This is a genomic window from Litorisediminicola beolgyonensis (assembly GCF_042679605.1).
GTDB lineage: Bacteria > Pseudomonadota > Alphaproteobacteria > Rhodobacterales > Rhodobacteraceae > Litorisediminicola > Litorisediminicola beolgyonensis.
In genome coordinates, this window is sequence record NZ_JBHTMU010000029.1 from 19390 (window position 1) to 40661 (window position 21272).

The 21272-nt window shown below is 65.3% G+C and carries 16 protein-coding genes and 2 pseudogenes; 10 read left to right on the forward strand and 8 right to left on the reverse strand.

Annotation, left to right across the window (positions count from 1 at the left end):
- Window positions 1-64: 64 nt before the first annotated feature.
- From ACFQ4E_RS14750 to ACFQ4E_RS14760, 3 genes are read right to left on the reverse strand one after another with little or no spacing between them, the layout of a single operon-like run.
- A complete protein-coding gene (locus ACFQ4E_RS14750) occupies window positions 65-2506 on the reverse strand; it encodes an ImcF-related family protein (protein ID WP_386804858.1) in 2442 nt (813 codons plus the stop codon).
- Window positions 2507-2509: 3 nt separating this feature from the next.
- Window positions 2510-3394: a M15 family metallopeptidase gene (locus tag ACFQ4E_RS14755; protein ID WP_386804860.1), complete on the reverse strand. Its 885-nt coding sequence runs from the start codon at window positions 3392-3394 to the stop codon at window positions 2510-2512.
- Window positions 3391-4068, reverse strand: a complete 678-nt coding sequence (locus ACFQ4E_RS14760; RefSeq protein ID WP_386804862.1) for a PP2C family protein-serine/threonine phosphatase — start codon at window positions 4066-4068, stop codon at window positions 3391-3393. Before ACFQ4E_RS14760 ends, ACFQ4E_RS14755 begins: the two co-directional genes overlap by 4 nt.
- 231 nt (window positions 4069-4299) lie before the next feature.
- Between ACFQ4E_RS14760 and ACFQ4E_RS14765 the strand changes: the two genes are divergently transcribed.
- From ACFQ4E_RS14765 to ACFQ4E_RS14780, 4 genes are all read left to right on the forward strand, one after another.
- Window positions 4300-4962, forward strand: a complete 663-nt coding sequence (locus tag ACFQ4E_RS14765; RefSeq protein WP_386804864.1) for an OmpA family protein — start codon at window positions 4300-4302, stop codon at window positions 4960-4962.
- 128 nt (window positions 4963-5090) lie between these two features.
- Window positions 5091-6824, forward strand: coding sequence for a ShlB/FhaC/HecB family hemolysin secretion/activation protein (locus ACFQ4E_RS14770; protein WP_386804866.1), 1734 nt, complete (start codon window positions 5091-5093; stop codon window positions 6822-6824).
- Between the two features lie 52 nt (window positions 6825-6876).
- Window positions 6877-12324: an MBG domain-containing protein gene (locus ACFQ4E_RS14775; protein ID WP_386804900.1), complete on the forward strand. Its 5448-nt coding sequence runs from the start codon at window positions 6877-6879 to the stop codon at window positions 12322-12324.
- Window positions 12325-12327: 3 nt separating this feature from the next.
- The gene (locus tag ACFQ4E_RS14780) at window positions 12328-14256 is read left to right on the forward strand and encodes a caspase family protein (RefSeq protein WP_386804868.1); all 1929 of its coding nucleotides are present in this window, start codon (window positions 12328-12330) and stop codon (window positions 14254-14256) included.
- A gap of 99 nt (window positions 14257-14355) precedes the next feature.
- Here ACFQ4E_RS14780 and ACFQ4E_RS14785 read toward each other — a convergent pair.
- The 4 genes and pseudogenes from ACFQ4E_RS14785 to ACFQ4E_RS14800 form a co-directional block, all read right to left on the reverse strand.
- Window positions 14356-14817, reverse strand: a pseudogene (locus ACFQ4E_RS14785) (multicopper oxidase domain-containing protein); the annotation flags it as partial.
- A gap of 7 nt (window positions 14818-14824) precedes the next feature.
- Complete coding sequence (locus tag ACFQ4E_RS14790) at window positions 14825-15262, reverse strand: hypothetical protein (protein ID WP_386804901.1); 438 nt, start codon at window positions 15260-15262, stop codon at window positions 14825-14827.
- Between the two features lie 15 nt (window positions 15263-15277).
- Window positions 15278-15433 (reverse strand): annotated as a pseudogene (locus ACFQ4E_RS14795) (hypothetical protein); the annotation flags it as partial.
- A complete protein-coding gene (locus tag ACFQ4E_RS14800) occupies window positions 15363-15665 on the reverse strand; it encodes a multicopper oxidase domain-containing protein (RefSeq protein WP_386804869.1) in 303 nt (100 codons plus the stop codon). The gene ACFQ4E_RS14800 and the pseudogene ACFQ4E_RS14795, both read right to left, overlap by 71 nt.
- A gap of 316 nt (window positions 15666-15981) precedes the next feature.
- Here ACFQ4E_RS14800 and ACFQ4E_RS14805 point away from each other — a divergent pair, with 316 nt between their 5' ends.
- Together ACFQ4E_RS14805 and ACFQ4E_RS14810 are read left to right on the forward strand one after the other, a co-directional pair.
- Entirely contained in the window at window positions 15982-16170 is a 189-nt protein-coding gene (locus ACFQ4E_RS14805; protein WP_386804870.1) for a DUF2322 family protein, read from the forward strand.
- Window positions 16170-16310 (forward strand): DUF2322 family protein, encoded by a 141-nt coding sequence (locus ACFQ4E_RS14810; protein WP_386804872.1) that lies wholly within the window; start codon window positions 16170-16172, stop codon window positions 16308-16310. The genes ACFQ4E_RS14805 and ACFQ4E_RS14810 overlap by 1 nt, the downstream gene beginning before the upstream one ends.
- 480 nt (window positions 16311-16790) lie before the next feature.
- On the opposite strand, the gene ACFQ4E_RS14815 is transcribed toward ACFQ4E_RS14810, so the two are convergent.
- The gene (locus ACFQ4E_RS14815) at window positions 16791-17003 is read right to left on the reverse strand and encodes a LysR family transcriptional regulator (protein WP_386804874.1); all 213 of its coding nucleotides are present in this window, start codon (window positions 17001-17003) and stop codon (window positions 16791-16793) included.
- A gap of 325 nt (window positions 17004-17328) precedes the next feature.
- Between ACFQ4E_RS14815 and ACFQ4E_RS14820 the strand changes: the two genes are divergently transcribed.
- The 4 genes from ACFQ4E_RS14820 to ACFQ4E_RS14835 all read left to right on the forward strand — a co-directional run bounded on the left by ACFQ4E_RS14820 (window position 17329) and on the right by ACFQ4E_RS14835 (window position 21248).
- Window positions 17329-17538: a hypothetical protein gene (locus tag ACFQ4E_RS14820; RefSeq protein WP_386804876.1), complete on the forward strand. Its 210-nt coding sequence runs from the start codon at window positions 17329-17331 to the stop codon at window positions 17536-17538.
- Window positions 17539-18031: 493 nt separating this feature from the next.
- A complete protein-coding gene (locus tag ACFQ4E_RS14825) occupies window positions 18032-18175 on the forward strand; it encodes a hypothetical protein (RefSeq protein WP_386804878.1) in 144 nt (47 codons plus the stop codon).
- A 176-nt stretch (window positions 18176-18351) separates the two neighbouring features.
- Window positions 18352-18864 (forward strand): peptidoglycan-binding protein, encoded by a 513-nt coding sequence (locus ACFQ4E_RS14830; protein ID WP_386804880.1) that lies wholly within the window; start codon window positions 18352-18354, stop codon window positions 18862-18864.
- Window positions 18865-18932: 68 nt separating this feature from the next.
- Window positions 18933-21248 carry a caspase family protein gene (locus ACFQ4E_RS14835; RefSeq protein ID WP_386804882.1) on the forward strand — a complete coding sequence of 772 codons (2316 nt, stop codon included), beginning with the start codon at window positions 18933-18935 and terminating at the stop codon, window positions 21246-21248.
- Window positions 21249-21272: the final 24 nt, after the last annotated feature.

A 21272-nucleotide genomic window follows, 5' to 3' on the forward strand; every position in this document is an offset into this window, starting at 1 on the left:
AATCAGAGAAACAATACGCACCTCAGTATAGGGTCAAATTTCCCGGTGGGGGAAGCGCGGTGCGTCACAGGTTTGGTGGACAATCAAGCCCCTTCATCGCGGCCAGGACTGAGACCGGGTTCAGCGTGCCGTCGAAGGCCATTTCCAGAAACACGCGGCCGGTGTCGCTGCGCAGATCCAGCAGCACGCGCGCGCCATCGTCGCGCAGACGCAGACGCAGCGTGTCCATCAACCGCAGCAACCCCCACGGACCCGGCTGCAGGATGCGGCCCGCGTCTGAACCATCGCGGAAACTGACCTCGATCCCGGCATCGGGTTGCGGTCCCGGCCAGGACAGGGCGGCAGGCGCACCGGTGGCGCGCACCGGCTGGGCCGCGCCGCCAATGGCGAACAGGGTCTGCCCACGTTCGGCCAGCGCAGCCAGCTGCAGGTGATGATCCAGCGTGCCCGACGCGCCGAAAAGTCCCTCGGAAATCTGCGCCGCGCGTTCAAAGAACAGCGCGCTTTCCGGGTTCAGGCCTTCGAACCGGGCCTCGGGTTTCCAGCGCCAGGGGCTTTCATCGGTTTCCAGGAAAGGCAGCGCGCTTTGACGCAGGAAGATGCTCAACCGCCCCTGCGGACCAAACAGCGCCGCGACCTCGGCGAATGCGGCATCGGGGCCGTCGGCGAAGGGGTAGTTGCCTTGCACGGCCTGCTGGCAGGTGGGGAAAATTTCCTGCTGCCATTGCCGCGTCAGCGGGTTGCCGCCCTCGACGACGCTGGCCTGCGGCGTGCCTGACTGGGCCAGCGTGTCCTCGGCAATTTGGACCACGATCCGGGGCGCGCTTTTCAGCGCCGCGATGGAACGGGCCTTGTCCTGAATGCTCATCAGCCGTTCGGTGCCCCGGCGCTGGTTGATGTCGATCGCCCCAAGCGCCACGTTGAGAGACGAAAATAGCCGAGCGATCTCGGCCATGCGGCCCTGTTCGACATACTGGATCATTGCGCCGAATTCGCGCGCCAGCCGCAACTGCTGTTCGTGGCTGCGCTGCCGGTCGCGACCGCCGACCTGCTCCCAGACGGCGCGCAACAGGTCGGTCAGCGGGTTTTCCGGCTGTGCCAGAAGACCCGAGACCACGATCGCAGTTTCGCGCTGCGCAAAGGGCCGGACCCGCAGATCGGCCAACCATTCCTTCCAGGTGGCGATGGTTTCCGCATGCAGCCGGTCCATCAGAAGGTCGGGCGACCGGTTCTCGGACGGCAACGGCTGGCCCACCACCACCGGCGCGATGTCGCGTGCCTTCTGCACGGCGATGCCGACGCCGTAGTTACGCGCGAAGGTCCAGCCCTCTTGCGTGAACAGCCCCGGCAGTGGGTCCTCGACCGGCGCCCCCGAGCGCCGCAAGAGCACGCGTTCCACACCCGGCACAGCACTGGCGGGGCGCCAGGCGGGCAGGGCGCGCATGTCGTCGGCGCGCAATAGCTCCAGCCACGCCCGCGCGGGTTCCGGCACTTCAGCGGCAAAGGCGCGGGCCTGCTTCATCAGTTCCGCATCCTTTGCCGTGATATCGCTGGCCGGACCGGTCAGCGGCTCCACGCGCGCGCTTAGCCCAGCAAGGTTGACGCGCGCGCCGTTGTCTTCCAGCCAGCCCGCCAGATACCCCGGTGACCATTCCGCGTCGCCGGTCAGAACCGACCAGGCACGCAAGGCGTCATACAGCACCAGTCCTTCGCCTTCGGTTGCCAGCACCGTTTCGATACCTTCGGCGATGGCCCCCGGCACCAGACGCTGAACGGCCTCGGCATAGGTGGCGCGGGCGCGGGTTTCGCTGTCATAAACCGGCAGACGTAGGCTGCGTTTTAACGGCGCGCGGGCGGCGGTGTCGGACACCCGGCCAACGGCGGCGGACATGGCATCGAGCCTGCGCACAAGGTCCGCCCCGCGCTGCGGGCGGTCCAGCCCTATGGTCAGCGCCTCGGCCTCGAACGTCGCGGTCAGGCGCTGGTGAAACCGGTATTCCAGAAAACCGGCATACCCGGCCAGCGCAACGATCAGGGCTATGAAGAACCCGGCAATCTTCCAGCCCCAGCCCCCGCTGGCGCTCCGCCGGTGCGCATGACGGCCTGCCTCGGCTCGTTCGATCAGATCGGTCAGAAAGGCCGCAAGATCGGCAAAGGATTCGCCCTGTCCGGCGGCGGTGTCGCGAAAGTCGCGGATGCGGGGCAGGGACATGTCGCGCCCCTCGAACAATTGCCGCCGCGCCAGAACCGACCATGTCGACAGCGCGATGCCGGTCGTCTGCCGCGCGCGCTGGTCCAGCAGCACCGCCAGACCGTAGCGTGCGGGTTTGATTGCGGGCTTGGCCACGCGGGCGCGGGTCAGGTCGGCCTCGAACCGGCCCAACAGGGTTTCGGCCTCGGACAGAATGCGGCGTTCGCCGTCGCGGGCGCGCAGGTCAAGGTCGTCGATCAGCGCAAGCAGGGGGGCCGCGGCCAGATCGAACGGAGTGGCAGAGGGTCGGGCCATCGCTCAGAGCTTGCCTTCGGCCTGCCATTTCCGCAGGGTCTCGACTCCCACCTCGAAATGCATCGAATCTTCGCGATTGTAGGTCGCGCCCCAGTACCAGCCTTCCTCGTTGAACAATTCCGCCAGCAACAGCAGCCCGAACTGCGTGCCGCCATCGCCGAAACCGTCCAGCTTGCCCTGCAGCTTGACGTCGATCGCCGTGCCCCAGGAATGGTTGGAAACCGAACTGCGCGATCCCCGGATCAGCCGCGCACACAGCGCGCCCGCGGTGCCAAGCGCGTCGTGGATGTCGGGCTCGGTCACCTTCAGCTTGGCCACGATCCGTTCCAGGCTTTCCAGAGCGGGCTTGACCATCGTCACCCGGATCGGGCCGACCTGCCGGGTCTCCATCAACGCCTTCAGCCGGGGCTGGGTGACCGCTTGGCAGTTGGTGGAATAGCTGTCGCGCGGATGCCCCAGCACCTCAAGCATGATGCGGTTGCGCGGCTGGGTAACACCCTTGTTGAAACGCGCCTTTGCCAGTTGCATAACTTCGGTCATCGCCTCGACGCCGCCATGTTCCTCGGCATCGTCACTGCCGGTGACCTCGGGCGCGGTGATGGTGACATCGGGAACCGGCTGGCTGGGTGGCGCAAAGCGCGGCTGCGACGCTTGCAGGGCCAGACCCTCGGACAGGCGGTCGATCTCGACCTGCGCATCGCGCAATTCGGTGCGCAGGGTCTCGATCTCGGACCGCAGGGCAGTCATCTGGTCCTCGGTCCGGATCAGGCGCAATTCGGCGCTGCCATCGGCGGTTTCCAGCAGCGCGCCGACCACGGCAAAGGAAATCGCCGCCACGACCAGCCCGATGGTAATGATGATGGGACCGATCAGCGTGCCCTGTCTCATGCCGGCGCCTCAGTGGCGAAGATGCAGACGACCGACACATTGTCCGGCGCGCCCCGTTCCAGCGCCTTGGTCACCAGCGATTTGCACAAGGCGTCGGTGTCCGGCGCCGTCCCGACCTGTCGCGCGATGTCCTGATCGCCTAGGCAGGCGGTCAGCCCGTCGGAACACAGTACCATCCGGTCGCCGGCCACAAGCGGAGCCGACACCACGTCAACTTCCAGATCTAGCTCGAACCCCACGGCGCGGGTGACCACATGACTTTCCGGATGGCTTTCGCGCGCGTCGTCACGCAGCAGCCCCTCGTCGACCATTTCCTGCACCACGGTGTGATCGCGGGTCAGCAGCCGCAGCGCGCCGCGGCGCCACAAATACGCCCGGCAGTCGCCCACCCAGGCGATGGTCGCGGTCGAGTTCTGGATCATCACGGCGACAACAGTGGACCCCATCTGGTTCATGCCCGGCTCGGCGGACTTGGCGATGATCGCCTGATTGGCCTCCAGCAGACGCGTCCGCAGGCCGGGTGCTGCCAGCGCGTTGTCGGCCAGCGTGGACAGCCGTTCGATCACGATGTCGGACGCCACGTCGCCATGCCCGTAGCCGCCCATGCCATCGGCCACGGCCCACAGCACACCCTCGGGATCGGTCAGAATCGAATCCTCGTTGCGTTCGCGCACCCTTCCCGCATGTGTCAGCCCGGAGCCATGAAACACCGGCGGCAGGGCAGCGGGCCAGATCGGAGGAATTCGAGTCGATGGGGCCGTCATCAGAGCCGTTCGGGCCTCCATATGCCTAATCGGGGCGGAATGAGCATTTTACAGGGCTCTGAAAAAGGGCTGAATTGAAACTAGAAGGAGGATAGCCTAGCGTCAGTTACTGACAAAACCATTTTTTCCTCAGGTGATCCAATGCGTTTCAGAACAAATCTCTCTCTTGTCTGTGCCGCTCTGGTGGCGGCCGCCCCTGCCGTTGCGCAGAACGACCTGTCAGTTGAGGAAATCCTCGAACGGCTGGAAAAGCAGAAACAGGTCTTCAACGAGGCCGAGACCAGCGGCCTGGGCGAGACCCGTGGCCTGAAGCTGGTCACGGTCGAAGACGTCGATGCTGAATCGGCCGCACCGTCCGACAGCGTTGCCGTATCAGCGCAGGGCAACGGGACCGCGACCGATCCGGACGAGCCCATTCAGGCCGCCGCCGATCCCAACCAGCCGCTGGTCTTCGGCCAGCTGGCGCCGGAATTGCAGGTCAACCTGCAGATCACGTTCGGCTTTGACAGCGCGGCGCTCGCCGACAGCGAAAAGCCCAAGCTCGACAAGATGTGCGCCGTTCTCAAGCAAAGCGACATCAACCTCTTCCGCATCGTCGGCCACACCGACACGTCCGGGTCTGCCGAATACAACGAACGTCTCTCAGTGCTCAGGGCCAAGGAGGTCGCGCGCTATCTGGTCGAGGACTGCGGCGTCGCCGCCAGCCGGTTGCAGACCATCGGCATGGGCGAACGGTTCCCCTACAACACCGCTGATCCGCGCGCCGATGAAAACCGCAGGGTAGAGTTCCAGGCGCTCAGCTGAAAACCGCGCCGCCCCGCCCCCTGAGCGGCGCAAAGCGTATTTGCAAGAAAGTCTTAGACTCTATCCCGGTGATGGTTAATCTGGTCTCGGGTTCTTATTTTTCAGAATTGATTTGGGGTGACTTCGGCATGACCGACACAACGGTCGCGGCGTCTGGCCGCGCGACATTCTGGAAACGCGCACTGGCCGTTTTGGCGACGATCCTCGCGCTGGGACCGGGCGCCGCCTTCGCGCAGTCGGCCAGCGAGGTCACGCCCGAAACATTCCAGCCGCCCTTGCGCAACCTCTCGGGCTCGGTCGTGTTCACCGGGCAGGCCGGAACGCAGGCGCCCCCGGGATCGGAACAGATCGGCATCACCCTGTCGGGCGTCACGCTGGAGGGCGGATTCCCCCAGATGGCCGACGCCAACGCCGCGCTCGAGGCACGGCTGACGCGCGGGCGCGTCCCAGTGTCGGACCTGTTCGAGGCCACCGCCGCTCTGGAAGCCGCCTATGCCGAGGCCGGGTTCGTGCTGGCGCGGGTGGTGCTGCCGCAGCAGACCCTGCGCGATGGCGGACGGCTGAGGGTCACCGTCGTCGACGGCTTTGTTGAAGCGGTCGACATCACCAACACTCCGCCCGAGATCCGCGCGCGGATCAAAGCGCTGACCGGACCGCTGGTGAACCGCAGGGGCGTGAGCCTGTCCGAACTGGAACGCCAGCTGCTGCTGGCAGGCGACGTGTCCGGCGTAGCGCTGGGATCGGCGCTTGCCGCAGGCCAGCGCCCGGGCGGCACGGTCATCGCACTTGATCCCCAATTCCGCAAGGTGACGGGCTTTGTCGGCTTCGACAACTTCGCCCCCGACGATCTAGGCGCCTTCGTGCTGAACGCCGGGGTCGAACTGAACAGCCCCTTCAAGTTTGGCGAAACCATCTATGGCCGTCTGGCCGCTTCGCCGGGCGAAATCCTGTCGGGCGATCCAAACTACCGGATTCTGGCCGCGGGCGCGGTTGTGCCCATCGGTCCCTCTGGCTTTGCGCTGAACCTCGAACTCACCGCCAGCGACACGACGCTCGACACCGACGAGGCGCCCACGCGATCCGATTTCGACCGCCAGTCGCTGCGCGCGATCTACCCGTGGATCCGGTCACGCCAGACCAACCTGACGACCCAGTTCGTACTGGACCGGTCACTCGACCGGCAGAAATTGACCACGGGCGACATCACCGTCTTCGAAGACAGGCTGACCGTCCTGCGCGCGGGCGTGAACCTTAGCCACACCTATGCCGATGGCGGGGTGTCCGAGGCCGGTGTGATCCTGTCGCGCGGGATCGACGCCTTTGGCGCGCGCACCGCCGCCGACGCGGCGGGCGACACGCCCCTGTCGCGCGACGGGGCGGATGCGGTCTTTACCAAGCTCGCCGGGTCGGTGTCCCATCAGCGCGCATTGGGCGAGCGGTTCGCGCTCAGCGTCACGGGCCGCTTCCAGACATCCTTCGGCGATCCGCTTCTGACCTCGGAACAGTTCAGCATCGCCGGTCCCGGCGAATTGTCGGCATTCGATGGCGGCAGCCTGCGCGGCGACAGCGGCTGGGTCCTTAGGACCGAGCTGTCGCATCCGACGCGCGTCGAGCTGCAAGGCCTGCCGATGGTGGTCAGCCCCTACCTCTTTGCCGGAGCCGGGGCGGTCAGCATCGAAGAACCCACGGCTGTCGAGGCCTCGCACGAATCCGCCCGCGCCTATGGCCTGGGGGTCGACCTGATTTCACAGACCGGCTCACGTTACCGGTCCAATGCATTGAGAATAGAATTTGGCAAGGGGGAACGGGACGATGGCCCGGACGACACACGCTTCAGCATTTCGGGCAATTTCCGGTTCTGAGCGCACCCGACGCCTGAGAGCCGCGCTTTACGCCAGCACCGTCATCGTTGCGGTGCCCTGCCTCGCTTGGGCCGATCCGCTGCCCACCGGCGGTAGCGTTGCCTCGGGCAACGTGGCCATCGCCACGCCCGATGCATCAACCATGACCATCACCCAGGGGTCCGACCGGGCGGTGGTCAACTGGCAAAGCTTCAACATCGGCGCGGGCGCGTCCGTCGACATCCGCCAGCCGTCGCGGGACAGCGCGATCCTGAACCGCGTGACCGGAGACACCGACAGCCGCATCCATGGCCGCCTGACCGCCGTCGGGCAGGTGCATGTGGTCAACCCCAACGGCATCCTCATAGGCCGCGACGGCGTGGTCGAAACTGGGGGTGGCTTTGTTGCCTCGACGCTCGACATCTCGGACCAGGATTTCAACGAAGGCCGCCTGACCTTTGGCGGCAACGGCGCTTCGGCGAGCGTGACCAACCGGGGCACCGTCACCGTAGGGCAGGGCGGCTATGCCGCGCTTCTGGGCGGGCGCGTGGATAACGCCGGCACCATCACCGTGCCGCTGGGCCGGATCGGGCTGGCGGCGGGCGAACGCGTGACGCTCGATCTGTCCGGCGACGGGTTCCTGCAGGTGGCCCTGCCGTCCGACGATGACGGGGACGACAGCGCACTGATCAAGAACTCGGGCAAGCTCAGCGCCAATGGGGGCCGGATCGAGATCAAGGCCGCCACCGCCCGCAACGCCGCGCGCAACGCGATCAACCTGTCCGGCGTGGCCGAGGCGCGGTCGGTTTCGGTCCGGAACGGCGCGATCGTGCTGGGCGGCGGCGGTGGCACCGTCAAGGTGACTGGCAAGGTCAGAACCCGCTCCGTCAAGCCGCGCATCGTCGCGCCCAGCGTCACAGTCGAAAGCTCGCTCCGCCCGCAGACACGGCCAACCGGTGGAGCAATCGACATCACCGGCGCGCGCATCGCCCTTGAAGGCGCGCAGATCGACGCCAGCGGCGACGGCGGCGGCGGCCTGATCCGTATTGGCGGCGATTTCCATGGCCAAGGGACGCTGCCGCATGCCGAATTCGTCACCGGCGACAGCGGCACGCTCATCACCGCCAATGCGCTCAACTTCGGCGATGGCGGTCGCGTGGTGTTGTGGTCCGATCTGGGCAACGCCTATGGTGGCCAGATCGAAGCGCAGGGCGGCACCGAGGGCGGCGATGGCGGCTTTGTCGAAGTGTCGAGCAAGGCGCGTCTCGCTTTTTCCGGGATCGTCGACACCTCTGCGCCCCTGGGCACCAACGGGTCGCTGCTGCTCGACCCTTATGACGTGACGATCAGCAACGCCGCAGACAGCAACGTGTTCCTGATCGGCACCAGCTTCGATCCGTTCAGTTCCCCCTCGAACCTGAACGTCGCAACGCTCGAGACCAACCTCGCCACCACCAGCATCACGGTGCGCACCGAAAATGACAGCGTGGCCGGGACCGAGGCCGGGGACATCATCGTCGTCGACCCGGTCAGTTGGTCGTCGACCAGCAGCCTGACGCTGCAGGCCTTCAACGACATCGACATTCAGGCCGCGATCACGGCGCCGATCGGCGGGCTGACGCTGGACGCCGGTGGCACGATCACCACTCTCGACACCGGCACGGTTGCCGTGGACCGATTCCGCCTGAACCGTGGCGACTGGGTGCAGAACCCGCAAACGCAGGCCTTCCTGACCACACTTCCGGTCTTTTCGGCCACCGATTTCGCCTTACGTTCGGACCAGGCGAGCTTCCTGCGTGTGTCCGGCGGCACCGGGACGCTCGCCGATCCCCATATCCTTGCCGATGTGTACGGGTTGCAGGGCGTCGATTCCCGAAACCTTCTGTCCAACCATTTCGCCCTCGGCGGACGTATCGACGCGACCGGAACCGAATTCTGGGACGATTTCGGCGAAGGTTTCGGCGGCTTCAACCCGATCGGCGAGGAGGCCATCGCCGGGTTCTCCGGCTCGCTCGACGGGCGGGGCAACACGATCGACGGTCTCTACACGGATCAGGACACGGATGATGCCGGCCTGTTCCTGGCCATCGATGCGGGCGGGTCGGTGTCCAATCTCAACCTGTCGAACACCGATGTCTCGGGCGGGAATGTCGGCGGTCTGGCCGCGTCGAACGCGGGCACCGTGTCAACCGTCGAACTGATCGGGTCGGTGCAGGGGCAGGCGGGTCAGCTTCTGCTGGGGGATACTCCGATCATCTGGGGCGGCGTGGCTGGTGGCCTGATCGGGCGCAACGAGGGGACCGTGACCGGCAGCGCCTTCGGTGGCGATCTTTCGGGCTTCGCGCTTGACCGGGGGCTTTCTGCCGGGGGGGTGGTCGGCTTGAACCTGGGGACGGTCTCCGATTCGGGAGCGCTTGGGACGGTCGATGTCTTGACCAACGACCGGACCGCCACGGGCGGTCTTGTCGGCACCAACGGCGGCACGATCAGCGACAGCGAGACAGCTTCCAGCGTCACGGCGTCGATCCAAGCCTCGACCCAGCAGACGGTGTCCGGCATCGGCGGCGTGATTGGCGTCAACTGGGATACCGGGGTCGCGACCGCCTCGAACGCGACCGGACAGGTTCAGGTCACATCGACGCAGAACGCCAATGTCGGTGGCTTCATCGGCGAAAACGGCGGCGCGGTCACCGATTCCGTCAGCGGTGGAAACGTGGTTTTCCAAACCGCCGACCCGATAGTTACCGGATCTCCCGCCGCTGGAATCGGCGGCTTTGCAGGGGTCAACGATTTTGTCGAAAGCCCCGCGACCATCGGCCGGACCGCGTCTTATGCCACTGTGACGGTGAACGCGCCGGGCGTACCGGTCAATGTCGGTGGCCATACCGGCGCAAACGAAGCCGGCGATATTTTAGACAGCTACGCACTTGGTCTGGTGACCTCGGCAAGCGACCAGAACCAGCGGGTCGGCGGGTTCGCGGGATTTACCGTCGACGGGACAATCGCCAACGTCCACGCCAGCGGCGCGGTCAGAGCCACCGGCGGCTTTGCGGCCACCGGCGGGCTGATCGGCTTGAACAGTTTCGGGGACGACGTCACCTTCGACCCCACCACGTCGGTCACACAGTCCTTCTGGGATCTTGACACGTCGGGGCAGGTGCCTGGCACGCGGGCGGGCTATGGCACGCCGCTGAACACGACGGATTTCGAAAACACCGCCGCCTTCATCGCGCGGGCCGATACCACCAACTGGGATTTCGCTGCTGTCTGGGCCCCGGGTGAGGCCGGGTTCTATCCCGCGATCTACACCATCGACCAGGTGCTCTTTGCGCGCCCCGATCCGGTGACCCTGCAATACGGAACGACTCCCACCGCCGCGACCACCGGAAGCATCGCCGGCGGGCCGGCTGTCTATGTCTTCTCGCCCTCAGGCGATACGCTCGACACCAGCCCGGTCTTCACCAACCTCGTCTTCCCCGACGAAAATGTCGGCACTGGGCAATTCACGCTGGCGACCACGGCGCTGGACAGCACGCTGGGCCTGAGCTACCGCGTGGTCGATCTGCCCGCGGGTTATGAAATCACGCCCGCGCCGCTGGTCATCACGGCAAACGACGCAACCAAGACCTACGGCGAAGAAGTTACCTTCGCCGGGACCGAGTTCACGAACACGCCCCTTTATTTCGCGGACACCCTGACCAGTGTCACCCTGACCAGCGACGGCGCGTTTGTCGATGCCTCGGTTCCGGGTGGTCCCTATCTGATCGAGCCTTCAGCCGCCGTCGGCACCGGTCTGTCGAACTACGCCATCACCTATGATCCCGGTGGCCTGACCGTTGATCCGGCCCCGGCCACGCTGACCGCGCTCGACCAGTCCAAGACCTACGGCACCACAATCGACCTCGGCGCGACGGCCTTCACCACCTCGGGCTTCCTCTTCGAAGACGGGGTCGACACCGTCACGCTGACCAGCGACGGCGCATTCGCCATCGCCAACGTGGGCGACAGCCCCTACGCGATCACACCCTCCGCGCCTGTGGGCTTTGGCCTCGACAACTACGAACTGACCCTGATCGACGGCACCCTGACGGTCGATCCTGCGCCCCTGTCCATCGACATGTCCGACCGCAGTAAGGTCTATGGCGATACCCTGCTCTTCGTGGGCGGGGAGTTCGTTGACTATACCGTCACCGGCCTGCTTTTTGACGACACCGTGACCGATGTGCGCGTCGACAGCGACGGTGCTGCAGGGTCCGCCCCGGTGGCAGGCAATCCTTACGCGATCACCGGCGATTTTGCCGATGGGACCGGGCTGGAAAACTACACCATCACCTACAACCCGGCTGAACTGACGGTCCTGCCATCCACCCTGACCATTACCGCCAACGACCGGACCAAGACCTACGGCGATACCCTCACCTTCGCGGGGACGGAATTCACGACTAACGGGCTTCTGTTAGACGACAGCGTCGACAGCGTCGTTCTGACCAGCAGTGGCGCCGCGGGCTCGTCGCCGGTGGGTGATGGGACTTACCTCATCACGCCAGATGCGGCCTCGGGAACGGGCCTGTCGAACTACGACATCAGCTACGACGCCGGAACGCTGTTTGTCGACCGCGCGCCCCTGACCATCCGCGCCAATGACCAGACCAAACCCTTCGGCGACCTCTTCACCTTCGACGGGACCGAGTTCACGACCTCGGACCTGGCCGTGCCCGGCGATGCGGTTGACAGCGCAACGCTGTCCTCGCTTGGCGCGCCACGGTCTGCGCTGGTGGCAAACAGCCCCTATCCGATCGACATCGCTGATGCGGTCGGCACGGGATTGGAAAACTATGACATCACCTATCAGCCGGGGCTCATGACCGTTGGCGAAGGGGCACAGGATTTCATCCCGCGCCCGCCGATCAGCATCGGCTTCGACCTGCCCAACCCGACCGACACGATCCAGCTGACGCTGGGCCAGCCGGGCACGGTTCCACCGTCGGGGATCGGCGCGGGAGCGGCGGGGGGCACAACCCTTGTCGCCGTATCGCCCGCCCTGCGAGATGCCGAACGCACGCTCGGCACGGTCAACGACATCGCCGGCACGCTGGAAATCGCCGCCACCGCCTGTTCGCAAAGCGATGCCGACGTGACGCGCTACCTTGCCTGCCTCTCGGACGCGCTCAATGATTTCGCCAACAAGCTGGACGAGATCGCCACCGACCTGCCGCCTGGGATGGAGAACGTGGCCCGGATCGTTCAGGACGCGCGGCGTAGCATCGACGCCTCGCGCGCGCGGGCCACGCAGCGGCTGGCGGGTGCCACCACCGCGGCCGAACGGGCGGCGATACGCCGCGACGCGATCAACGAAGCCCGCGGCGCGATGGAAACTGCTTCGACCGAGATCCGTAAGGCGATCAGCTTTGTGCGGGCCGACGATCCGGAACTGGCCAGCGTCCAGACCCAGACCATCACCCGCGTCGCCGCGGCGGTCGACAGCGTCGGCATCGAATTGTCGCGCGCGGTCGGGCTCTGATCCATGCGGGCCTTTCTGCGTCTGATCCTCGTCGCCGGGATACTTCTGGGCATGGCCGGGGTCGGGCTGGCCCAGGACCGCGTCGCGCTGGTCATCGGCAATTCCGACTACGCATCGGTCGGGTCGCTGAAGAACCCGCAGAACGACGCGCTCGACATCTCGGTTGCGCTCGAAGGGTTGGGGTTCAAGGTCTATTTCGGCCGCAACCTCAGCCGCGCCCGGATGCTACAGGCCGCCGACCAGTTCACTGAAGCCGTGGCTGGTGCCGATGTCGCGCTGTTCTATTATGCCGGGCACGGGTTCCAGGTGGACGGGCGCAACTATCTCTTGCCCACCGATGCCGCCATTGCCCGCGCCGCGGACGTCTCCGATCAGACCGTCCCGGTGCAGGCGATCCTGCAGGCGATGAATGCCGCCAAGGGGATCAAGCTGGTCTTTCTTGATGCCTGCCGCGACAATCCCTTCGGCGCCGTCCTGCAAGACGACCCCGCCGTGGGCAGCGGCCTGGCCCGGATCGGAAACGAGGCCGATTTCCTGTTTTCCTACGCCACCCAGCCAGACAACGTTGCCTATGACGGCACCGGGCGGAACAGCTTTTTCACCGAAGCGCTGCTGCACCACCTCTATACACCGGGGCAGAACATCTCGGACCTCCTGATCTCGGTCCGGCGCGACGTGATGGCGGCCACCGGTGGCAAGCAGATTCCTTACGAAAACCTGTCCCTGACCCGACAGTTCGTGTTCGACACAAGCGCCGAAACTGTGTCGCAGGAAACCCTGCTCTATCAGGTCGCCACCAGCGTGAAGGACCCGGTGCTTTTGAAGCTTTATGTCGATACCTACCCGCAAGGATCCCATGTCGGCGAAGCGCTGGCCTCGCTCGAAACCGGCACCGCGACGCGGTCGCTGACGCCGACCGATCCCGGCGAAGAGGAAGAACAGCTCTGGCAACTGGCCCGGCGCAGCCGCCTGCGGCCCCTGCTGGAATACTACGTCGAACGCTACCCTGAAGGCACTCATGCGACCGAGGCCGCGCGACTGATCGCGCTGATCCCGCCCCTGTCCGATGCCTCGCCCGGGGCGCTGTGCGAACGGCTGGCGACCCACCCGCGCGACGCCACCGCAGGCAATGCGGGCGTGCCCTTTGCCCGGTTGCAGGACAACGCCGTGTCGGCGATCCGTGCCTGTTCGGCGGCGGTCACGCAATCACCCGATCTGCCGCATTACGTGGCGCTTCTGGCGCGGGCGACGGCGTCTTCGGGCGATCTTGCCCGCGCGATCTCGCTCTATCAGACCGCCGCCGGGGCGGGCGATCTGCGCGCAATGGTCAGCCTTGCGCAACTGATGGAAAACGGCACCGGCATGACGCAGGACATCCCCGGCGCGCTCGCGCTTTATGAAGCCGCGGCTAACGCCGGCAGCCACGACGCCATGATCAACCTCGCCATCACGCTCTTCGAAGGCACGCTTCTGCCGCAGGACACCGACCGCGCGGTCGCGCTGTTGCGGCGCGCGGCGCGGGACGGGTCCGCCAAGGCAACCTTCAACTTGGGCGTTCTGGCGCAAGAGGGCAGGGTGGGCGATCCGTCCGAGGCACTGGATTACTTCCGCCGTGCGGCGCGCGACGGCGAACACGAAGGCTACCGCGCTGCCGCGATCCTTCTTGACGAAGGCCGGGGCGTCGACCGCAACCCGGAAGAGGCCGCGATCGAGCTGTTGCGGGGCGTGGCCGAAGACAGCGGCGCGATCCTTACACACCTGACCGAACGCACCGGCGAATGGTCGCGGGACACCATCGCGCAGGTCCAGCTACGGCTGGCCGCCGCAGGCTATTATACCAGCACGGTGGACGGACTGCCGGGGCCGAACTTCACCGTCGCGCTGACCCGCTGGCGCAACGGCGGCTTTGACGCGGGCGTCCTTAGCCGCTGAAGCTTCGGGGCCGGCTGTCCCGTCGTGTCGCCCCCAGGCGACATCGACCCAGGTGGTCATCCCGCCGGCGGCATGGGCCAGCATGTGACAGTGCAGCAGCCATTTGCCGGGATTGTCGGCGGTAAAGGCTATCTCTTGCGGAACATCCGGCAGGCTGAAGATCGTGTCGCGCATCGGGCCAAGGCTGCCATCGGCCGGCAGTTCGCGGAAATGCCTGCCATGCAGATGCATCCCATGCGCAAAGGCCGTCCGGTTGACCAACCTAATCCGCACCGCCTCGCCTCGCGACAGGCTGGCAAACGGCGTGTCCGACCGACCGGCCTGACCGGAGAGCGCCCAGAACTGACCGCGATCGATCAGCGCGCGAAAGCCCATTCGTTCGCCATTGAAGACCGCGCTGTCCATGTCGGCCATCGCACCGCCTTCCATCACCATCTCAAGACTGCGTGTCTGCGACAGGTCGGGCAGGTCCATGCCCGGGTTGCGGGGAAGGGGCGGGCCATTTCGTGCGGGCAGATTGCCCCACAACGGCAACCTCGACCAACGCCTGCCAACTGTCATACTGCATCTACGTCAGCTGCTCCGCGTGGGCGCCTTTATCCGTGGTTATGTCGACAATCAGATCGACGCACTGCGCAGGGGCAACAGTGATCTCCTCCGCCACTACGGCGGGCGCGTCCAACGGCGTTCCGTCCAGCGCCACCATCCAGCCAGCCATCGCCTGCAACCGCAGCGAAAAAAATCGCGCGTTCGCCGCATTGTTCAGGCGCAGGCGCAGCCGTTCGCCCTTTTGCGCCGTCAGGCTGAAATCAAAGCGCCCGTTTACGCCAACCAGGTTGCCGGTGCGCCCGCCATGGCTCATCGCCTTCGGAAGGGTGAACGGTTCCACAAGCCCACCAGTCTCCAAGTCCAGCAACCAGTCGTCCAGCACCAGGACCTCGTCGCGGTTCACGTCCGGAGAGTCGGGTTGGTCCACGATCAGCGCGCCGGACAGGCCGCGCGCCACCTGTTCAATTGAATTGGTGTGGGCGTGATACCAATAGGTGCCCGTATCGGGCAGCGCGCGGTCATAGTCGAAGGTGCCCCCGGCGGCGCGTCGTCTTGTGTCAACCCCGCGACACCGTCCATGGCATTGTCGATGCGGATGCCGTGCCGTGCACGCTGGTCGCAAAGTCAAGCCTGTTGACCAGCTGCCGGGTCAGGCGCGTGCCCTGTCGAAACCGCAGGGACGGCCCCGGGAAGGTCTCGTCATAAGACCAGACCTCGGCCGCGCCGTATCGCGCGTGCGCCAGTTGAACCCGCGCAGGCTGCGCGGTCAGCGCTTCGGGTCTGGCCAAGGCCGGTCGCGCAATCGTCGCGGCCACGACCCCGGCGCAAAACCCCCGACTGGTGATGGAAAATCCGCTCATGTCCGTTGACCCGATTGGCACCTCCACCCTGCGACCAAAGGAGACGGTGCCGTGCCCGCCGCCCCGAGTCAGTCCCTAGTGCGCATGAAGGGCCGCAACGGACCGGCGGCGCGGCAGGCCATGTCCCCAATTCCGGTCGGTCCGATTCCGGATAAGCCGCCTTATGCTAAGAAACACGTCAGGATCGAATCTTTCTCCGACCTCTCTTGCCGCGTGGCCTTCGCTAAAGTGAGGCGGTCTGGTATTCCACCCCGGCATAATCTTCCATGCCGAACCCGGAACCTTCGCCCCCCATAGTCAGAGACAGGGCAGCCCGATGATCCAGCCCTCGTCTTCGTTCAAGGAGAACCTTCAGAACCTGCCGTCCATCGAGGGGGGCGCGCGACTGGAGACGGCCGATGACGCAGGCGATTTCGTCGCGTACATCGAAAACCAGCCCGGCAAGCAGGGATCGTTCGCGGTCTATCAACATCTGCTGATGACGCACGGAGTCCTAATACCGTAGTGGCGACGCATGGTCCTGCCGTCTTTACCGAACATAACGAGGACGCGCGAAACCGTACCGGCGCATACCCGCACATAGACCGCCTGTTTCACATCCAAGGCGGCGGTGCGCCCTGGAGCATGCGGATCAAGGAGCGGTGACCGACGCCGCCACTGGCGTGAGGGAACCGGCAACAAGGTCCGCGCCCTTCGCGCGGCCTTGCCCTCGCGAGAGAACATCAAATTCCCAAGGTCGCAAAAAAGGTCTATTGGCATCCTGTCTCCTGTCTCCAATCCGGCCTGTGAAAGGCGCGGATGTGTGTCCCGCGCAATCACGGAAAACGACGACTGGAAAACAGGCGCGCTGTCGGTCCCGTCAGGGGAAGCCATACTTGCGATCAGCGCAATATCGACCTCGCACCGATCAAGCGTGTACACGTAGTTTTTGGGGAAAAGGTCTACCAAATGGACGCGCATCGAGGGTGTAACGGTCTGCAGATGGACCGCCAATCGGAGCAGCAGCATTTCGGCAAAGAAGTCGCTGCCCGAAATCCGAAACCGGTTCTGCGCTACCTAAGGATCAAATGCGCCGGGACCCAGGATCAGGCGTCCGATCCGGTCCATCACGTCCCGCACGTCGGCCTACGGCGACAACGCGAAAGAGGTGGGTTGCAACCCCTGACCGCGCCGAAAGAACAACTCTTCGCCAAATGCGTCGCGCAACCGTGCCAGCGCAGCCGAGACAGCAGGCTGAGTGAGATTTCGGCGCTGCGCCGCTTTCACCGTGGAATGGTCGTGAAGAAGCGCGTCCAGCACCCGGAGCAGGTTCAGATCAAAGCTAGATAAATTAGCCAAGCTTATATGATTAGGGAAATCAAACGATTTTACCTATGAATTTTTCTCCGTTAATTCGTTTCCCTGGGAACAGGAACACCCGCACCTTCGGTTGCGTCAGCCTCAAGACAGGGAGAAATACATGACATCCATCGCAACAAGGTTTAATTCAACCCGCGCGGTCTTCGCACTTTGCGGCATGATCTGAGGCATCCAGGTGTCCGCAACCCACGACCACATACTGTTGCCCGCGCATGGCTATCTCAACCTGATCGGCTTCGTGGTCATGTCTATCTTTGGAACCTAACACGCCCTGACACCCCGGGCCGCTGCGGCGTGCCTGGCGATGGTGCACTACCTGTTGACAGTGGCGAAGTTTCTTGTGCTCACACCGGGGATCGTCCTGGCGATCACGGGACAAGGCGAAGGGTTGGCCAAGCTTGGCTCGGTCCTGACGGTTTTGTCGATGGCACTGTTTGCGTTCGTCGTTCTGCGCAAAGGTGTTGGCACAACAGATACGGCGCAGGTCGGCACCAACGCGCAACCAGCCGAATGATCGCGCGACAGGTGACCCGCGCGCGGTCTGCGCCCCCGATCCACCGCACTACACTCAGCCCGCCGCATGCCACATCATGACGACACCGAATAACGCCCCCCAGCCCCATGGGGCGCAAGTGCGATCGTCCATGACAAGCTCGTAGGAACCGAAGTTCACACGGACATCCGGGGAGGGCCAAGCAACCGTTCCTTGCAAAACAAGCCATTCTGGCTCCACTTTCCACACGCAACCCAGCATTAGGAGCCATACCGGAATAAAAAACCTCACCGCCAACGGCAACGGGATCGTCGCCGACGACGGCTATTTGGCCGCGCTTCGGGACCGCGCTTCGGCCCGCACAACCCGGTAACGCCCGACGATAGCCGTCACGATCCTCCTCGCGCCCGAGGTCGACACGACAATCCTGCGCCTGATCGATCACGTCGATCCCGTCGAAATCCCGGATGTTCTGCACTTCCTCGACGCCATTCACCGGCGGATGGCGCGGCTTGTGGCCGAGCATCCCGAAAGCGGCGCACGCTTCTTCGGTCCGGTGCGCCTTCTAGCGATCGAAGGCCATACCTACATTTACGAATACCGCGCCGATCGGGCCGAGGTGAACGTGCTCGACCTGATGATGCCGGGACAGAACTAGCGCCAAGGTGACTGATGTACCCTGTAATTATTTTTTACCGTCGATGTATTGTCAGAAATAACCGTGCCCCTGTGCCCGCTCTCAAAGAGGGGGTAGGCAGATTCCTTCCGCAACGTTACCCTGACAGTTAGTACGAGTTTTTTATCAACATCATTTTGTCGGGAACCAGCAGCGTTATGACTACACCTTTGCTTCGTTTCGGCCTTGGCGCCCTTGGGCTTGCCGTTCTGGCCGCCTGCGCACCGCCCGGATACGAATCCGCCGCCTTTACCGCCGTCCGGTGGCCCGCCGCCGACCAGCCCCTGTCCATCGAACAACGGGTCGAGGTCGAAGGCCGCCTGCGAACGCTGAATTACCTGCGCGAGCCCGCGGATGGGGTCATCACCGCCGGGTCGCGAACCGCGATCCGCACCTTCCAGCGCGACATCGGCGCGCCATCCAATGGCTTTGTCAGCCTGCCATTGCTGGATGCGCTGCAAACCAACACCGCCTTTCTTTCCGCCGACGAACTGCGCGCCGCCAATCGGGGCGTCGTCGTCGATGCCACCCGCAACCGGCCCGCCCGTCAGGCGCCGCTGCGCCGGGCCGCCAGCACTCCGACCGCCACTGGGGGCGGTGGCGGTGACGCCGGAGGCTCGGGCGGTGGCGGCGGAGGGGCCGGTGGCTCCGGGGCCGGTGCCTGGAACTGATGCGACCCGCGGCGCCCCTTCTTGGTGCGCTTCTGACCCTGAGCCTGTCGCTCGTCCTTCCCCAGGCCGTGGCGGCGCAGGACGATCAGGGGAAACTGCGCACGCTGGTCCGCAATCCCAACGCGAGGGGTCTACCCGCGCTTGAGATTGACCTCGAACAGGCCAGCACCCAGCGCTATGCGCTGGTGATCGGCAATGCCGACTACACCCATGCCGAAGACCTGCCCAACGCCGCCGCCGACGCGGCGCTGGTGGCGGACCTTCTGCGCAAGGCCGGGTTCACCGTGGCCGAGCATCGCGACCTGACCAAGCAGGGGTTCGAGGCAGCTCTGCGCCAGGCGCTCTACGAGGTCGAATTCGGAGCCGAGTTCGCCTTCTACTACGCCGGGCACGGGGTCCAGATCGGGGACGGAAACTATCTGATCCCCACCGACATGGCGCCGGGATCGGTGCATGACGTGCCGATGAACACCGTGTCGCTGTCCTCGGTCATGGGGATGCTCAGCGCCCGCACGCGTTCGGTGATGGTGGTACTAGATTCCTGCCGCAACAACCCCTTCCCCGATCAAAGCGCCTTGGTCTCGCTGGAAGACACCCCGCGCCCTCTGCAGACCGGCTTTGCCGCGCTCGACACGCCGATCAATTCGCTGGTCTTGTTCTCAACCTCGCCGGGTGCGGTCGCGCTCGATGGCACGGGCGCCAACAGTCCCTTTACCCGCGCCTTCGTCGATCTTGCCGCCGCCAGCCCGGACCGGCCCATCGACGAACTGATGAAGGACATCCGCCGCAGGGTCTATCTGGAAACCGACAAGCTTCAGGTGCCCTGGTCCAGTTCGTCGCTGGTCGAACCCATTGTGCTGGGCGCGGCGGCCAACGCGCAATCCGAACCCGCCCCGCCCACCGGCGCGGCGCCGCCGCTCAGCCTGGCCGAACGCCTGGACCGGCGCGTCGCCATCGGCGCACGGCTGACCGCACCCGAACCGGGCGCGGGCTTTGCACTGCGCGCTCCGCCCCGGTCGGGCAGGCTGGAACTGGCCGGCCCCAAGGGGTTCGAGGCCCTGCCCCGCGACATCCGAATACCCTCTGACCGGGTGAAGGACATCGTCTATTCCACCCAATTTGACGGCGATACCCAACCCGGCACTACCGAAATCGCACAACTGTCCGACCGGTTCGAACTGCAACTGGGTGCCACCACCCGCCCCGTCGAGGTCGCGCTTGAGGTCGATGCCTGCGACCGCCAGGCGGGCGATCACCTTGATCCCGAAAGCGTGGGATTCGCTCGCTACCCCAACGAAATCGAACCCGCCGCGGCGCTCGCCGCGTGCGAGGCCGCCGTTGCGCGTGACCCGGGCGTGGGCCGCTTCCACTACCAGCTTGGCCGCGCGCATCTGGCGCTCAAGAACCTCGACGCCGCGCAAGCCGCGTTCCAGGAAGCCGCCGATCTGGGCCACAGCCGCGCCTATCACGGGCTGGGCACGGTCGAGGTTGCCCGCGCGCTCGAACAGGGCGGCCAATCGCGCGAGGCAGCGCCGCAACTGGCGCTGGCCTACTTCCTGAAGGGTGTGCAGCGCGGCGATCCCTACGCCTATCACTCGCTGGGCCTGCAACTGTTGAAGTTCCCGCAAACCGACGCCGACCGCCGCAACGGGTTCGACCTTCTGTCGCGGTCGCTGGAACTGGGGCACACCTTTTCGATGAACGCGCTGGGGCTCTACTTCCTGGAAGAAAACAGCGATCGCTACGATCCCGCCCGTGGCCTGCGCTACCTGCGCGAAAGTGCGGCGCGCGGCGATATCTATGGCTATGCCAACCTGGGCTTTGTCGCCCTCACCGGCGCAGGTGGCCAGCCGGTCGATTACGCAAAAGCCGAGGAACTGTTCCGCAAGGCCGCGCTGCAAGGCCACCCCGCCGCGGCCTCGAGCCTCGGGCGGATGTATGTCAACGGCCAGATCGGCGGGCGGCGCGACGATGCCCGCGCGATCGAATGGTACGACCGGGGTCTGGCGCAGGGCGATGCCTGGGGCGGGGCTAACGCCGCCTGGGTCATCGCCAACCGCAAACCTGCGGGCTACACCCCGTTCGATGCCGCCACCCGCGCCGCCAAGGCCGCCACCATGCGCAACGCCGAAGCCGCGTCCGAGGCCCGCAAGGTGCTGACAAGGCTCGGAAAATCCGCGCTGGACGGCGGCGCGCAGCAACTGATGCGCGACCTTGGCGCCGATGTCAGCGTCGATGGTGCCTTCGGCCCCGGCAGCCGCGCCGCCCTTGACCAGATCGCCGACCGTTTTGAACGCCAGTTCCCCGAAAGCCCGCAAGAACGGCTGCTGAAACTGGCCAGACTCTATTGGGAAAACACGAAATTCCGAGTCGATCTCTACTGATCGCCACCGGAGGAGGGACAGAAT

Bases quoted from the DNA above. Each gene is read 5' to 3' on its own strand.
- ACFQ4E_RS14765 (WP_386804864.1), top strand. From the start codon at position 4,300: ATGCGTTTCAGAACAAATCTCTCTCTTGTCTGTGCCGCTCTGGTGGCG.
- ACFQ4E_RS14805 (WP_386804870.1), top strand. From the start codon at position 15,982: ATGATCCAGCCCTCGTCTTCGTTCAAGGAGAACCTTCAGAACCTGCCG.
- ACFQ4E_RS14755 (WP_386804860.1), bottom strand. From the start codon at position 3,394: ATGAGACAGGGCACGCTGATCGGTCCCATCATCATTACCATCGGGCTG.
- ACFQ4E_RS14750 (WP_386804858.1), bottom strand. From the start codon at position 2,506: ATGGCCCGACCCTCTGCCACTCCGTTCGATCTGGCCGCGGCCCCCCTG.
- ACFQ4E_RS14830 (WP_386804880.1), top strand. From the start codon at position 18,352: ATGACTACACCTTTGCTTCGTTTCGGCCTTGGCGCCCTTGGGCTTGCC.
- ACFQ4E_RS14820 (WP_386804876.1), top strand. From the start codon at position 17,329: ATGGTGCACTACCTGTTGACAGTGGCGAAGTTTCTTGTGCTCACACCG.
- ACFQ4E_RS14780 (WP_386804868.1), top strand. From the start codon at position 12,328: ATGCGGGCCTTTCTGCGTCTGATCCTCGTCGCCGGGATACTTCTGGGC.
- ACFQ4E_RS14770 (WP_386804866.1), top strand. From the start codon at position 5,091: ATGACCGACACAACGGTCGCGGCGTCTGGCCGCGCGACATTCTGGAAA.
- ACFQ4E_RS14800 (WP_386804869.1), bottom strand. From the start codon at position 15,665: ATGAGCGGATTTTCCATCACCAGTCGGGGGTTTTGCGCCGGGGTCGTG.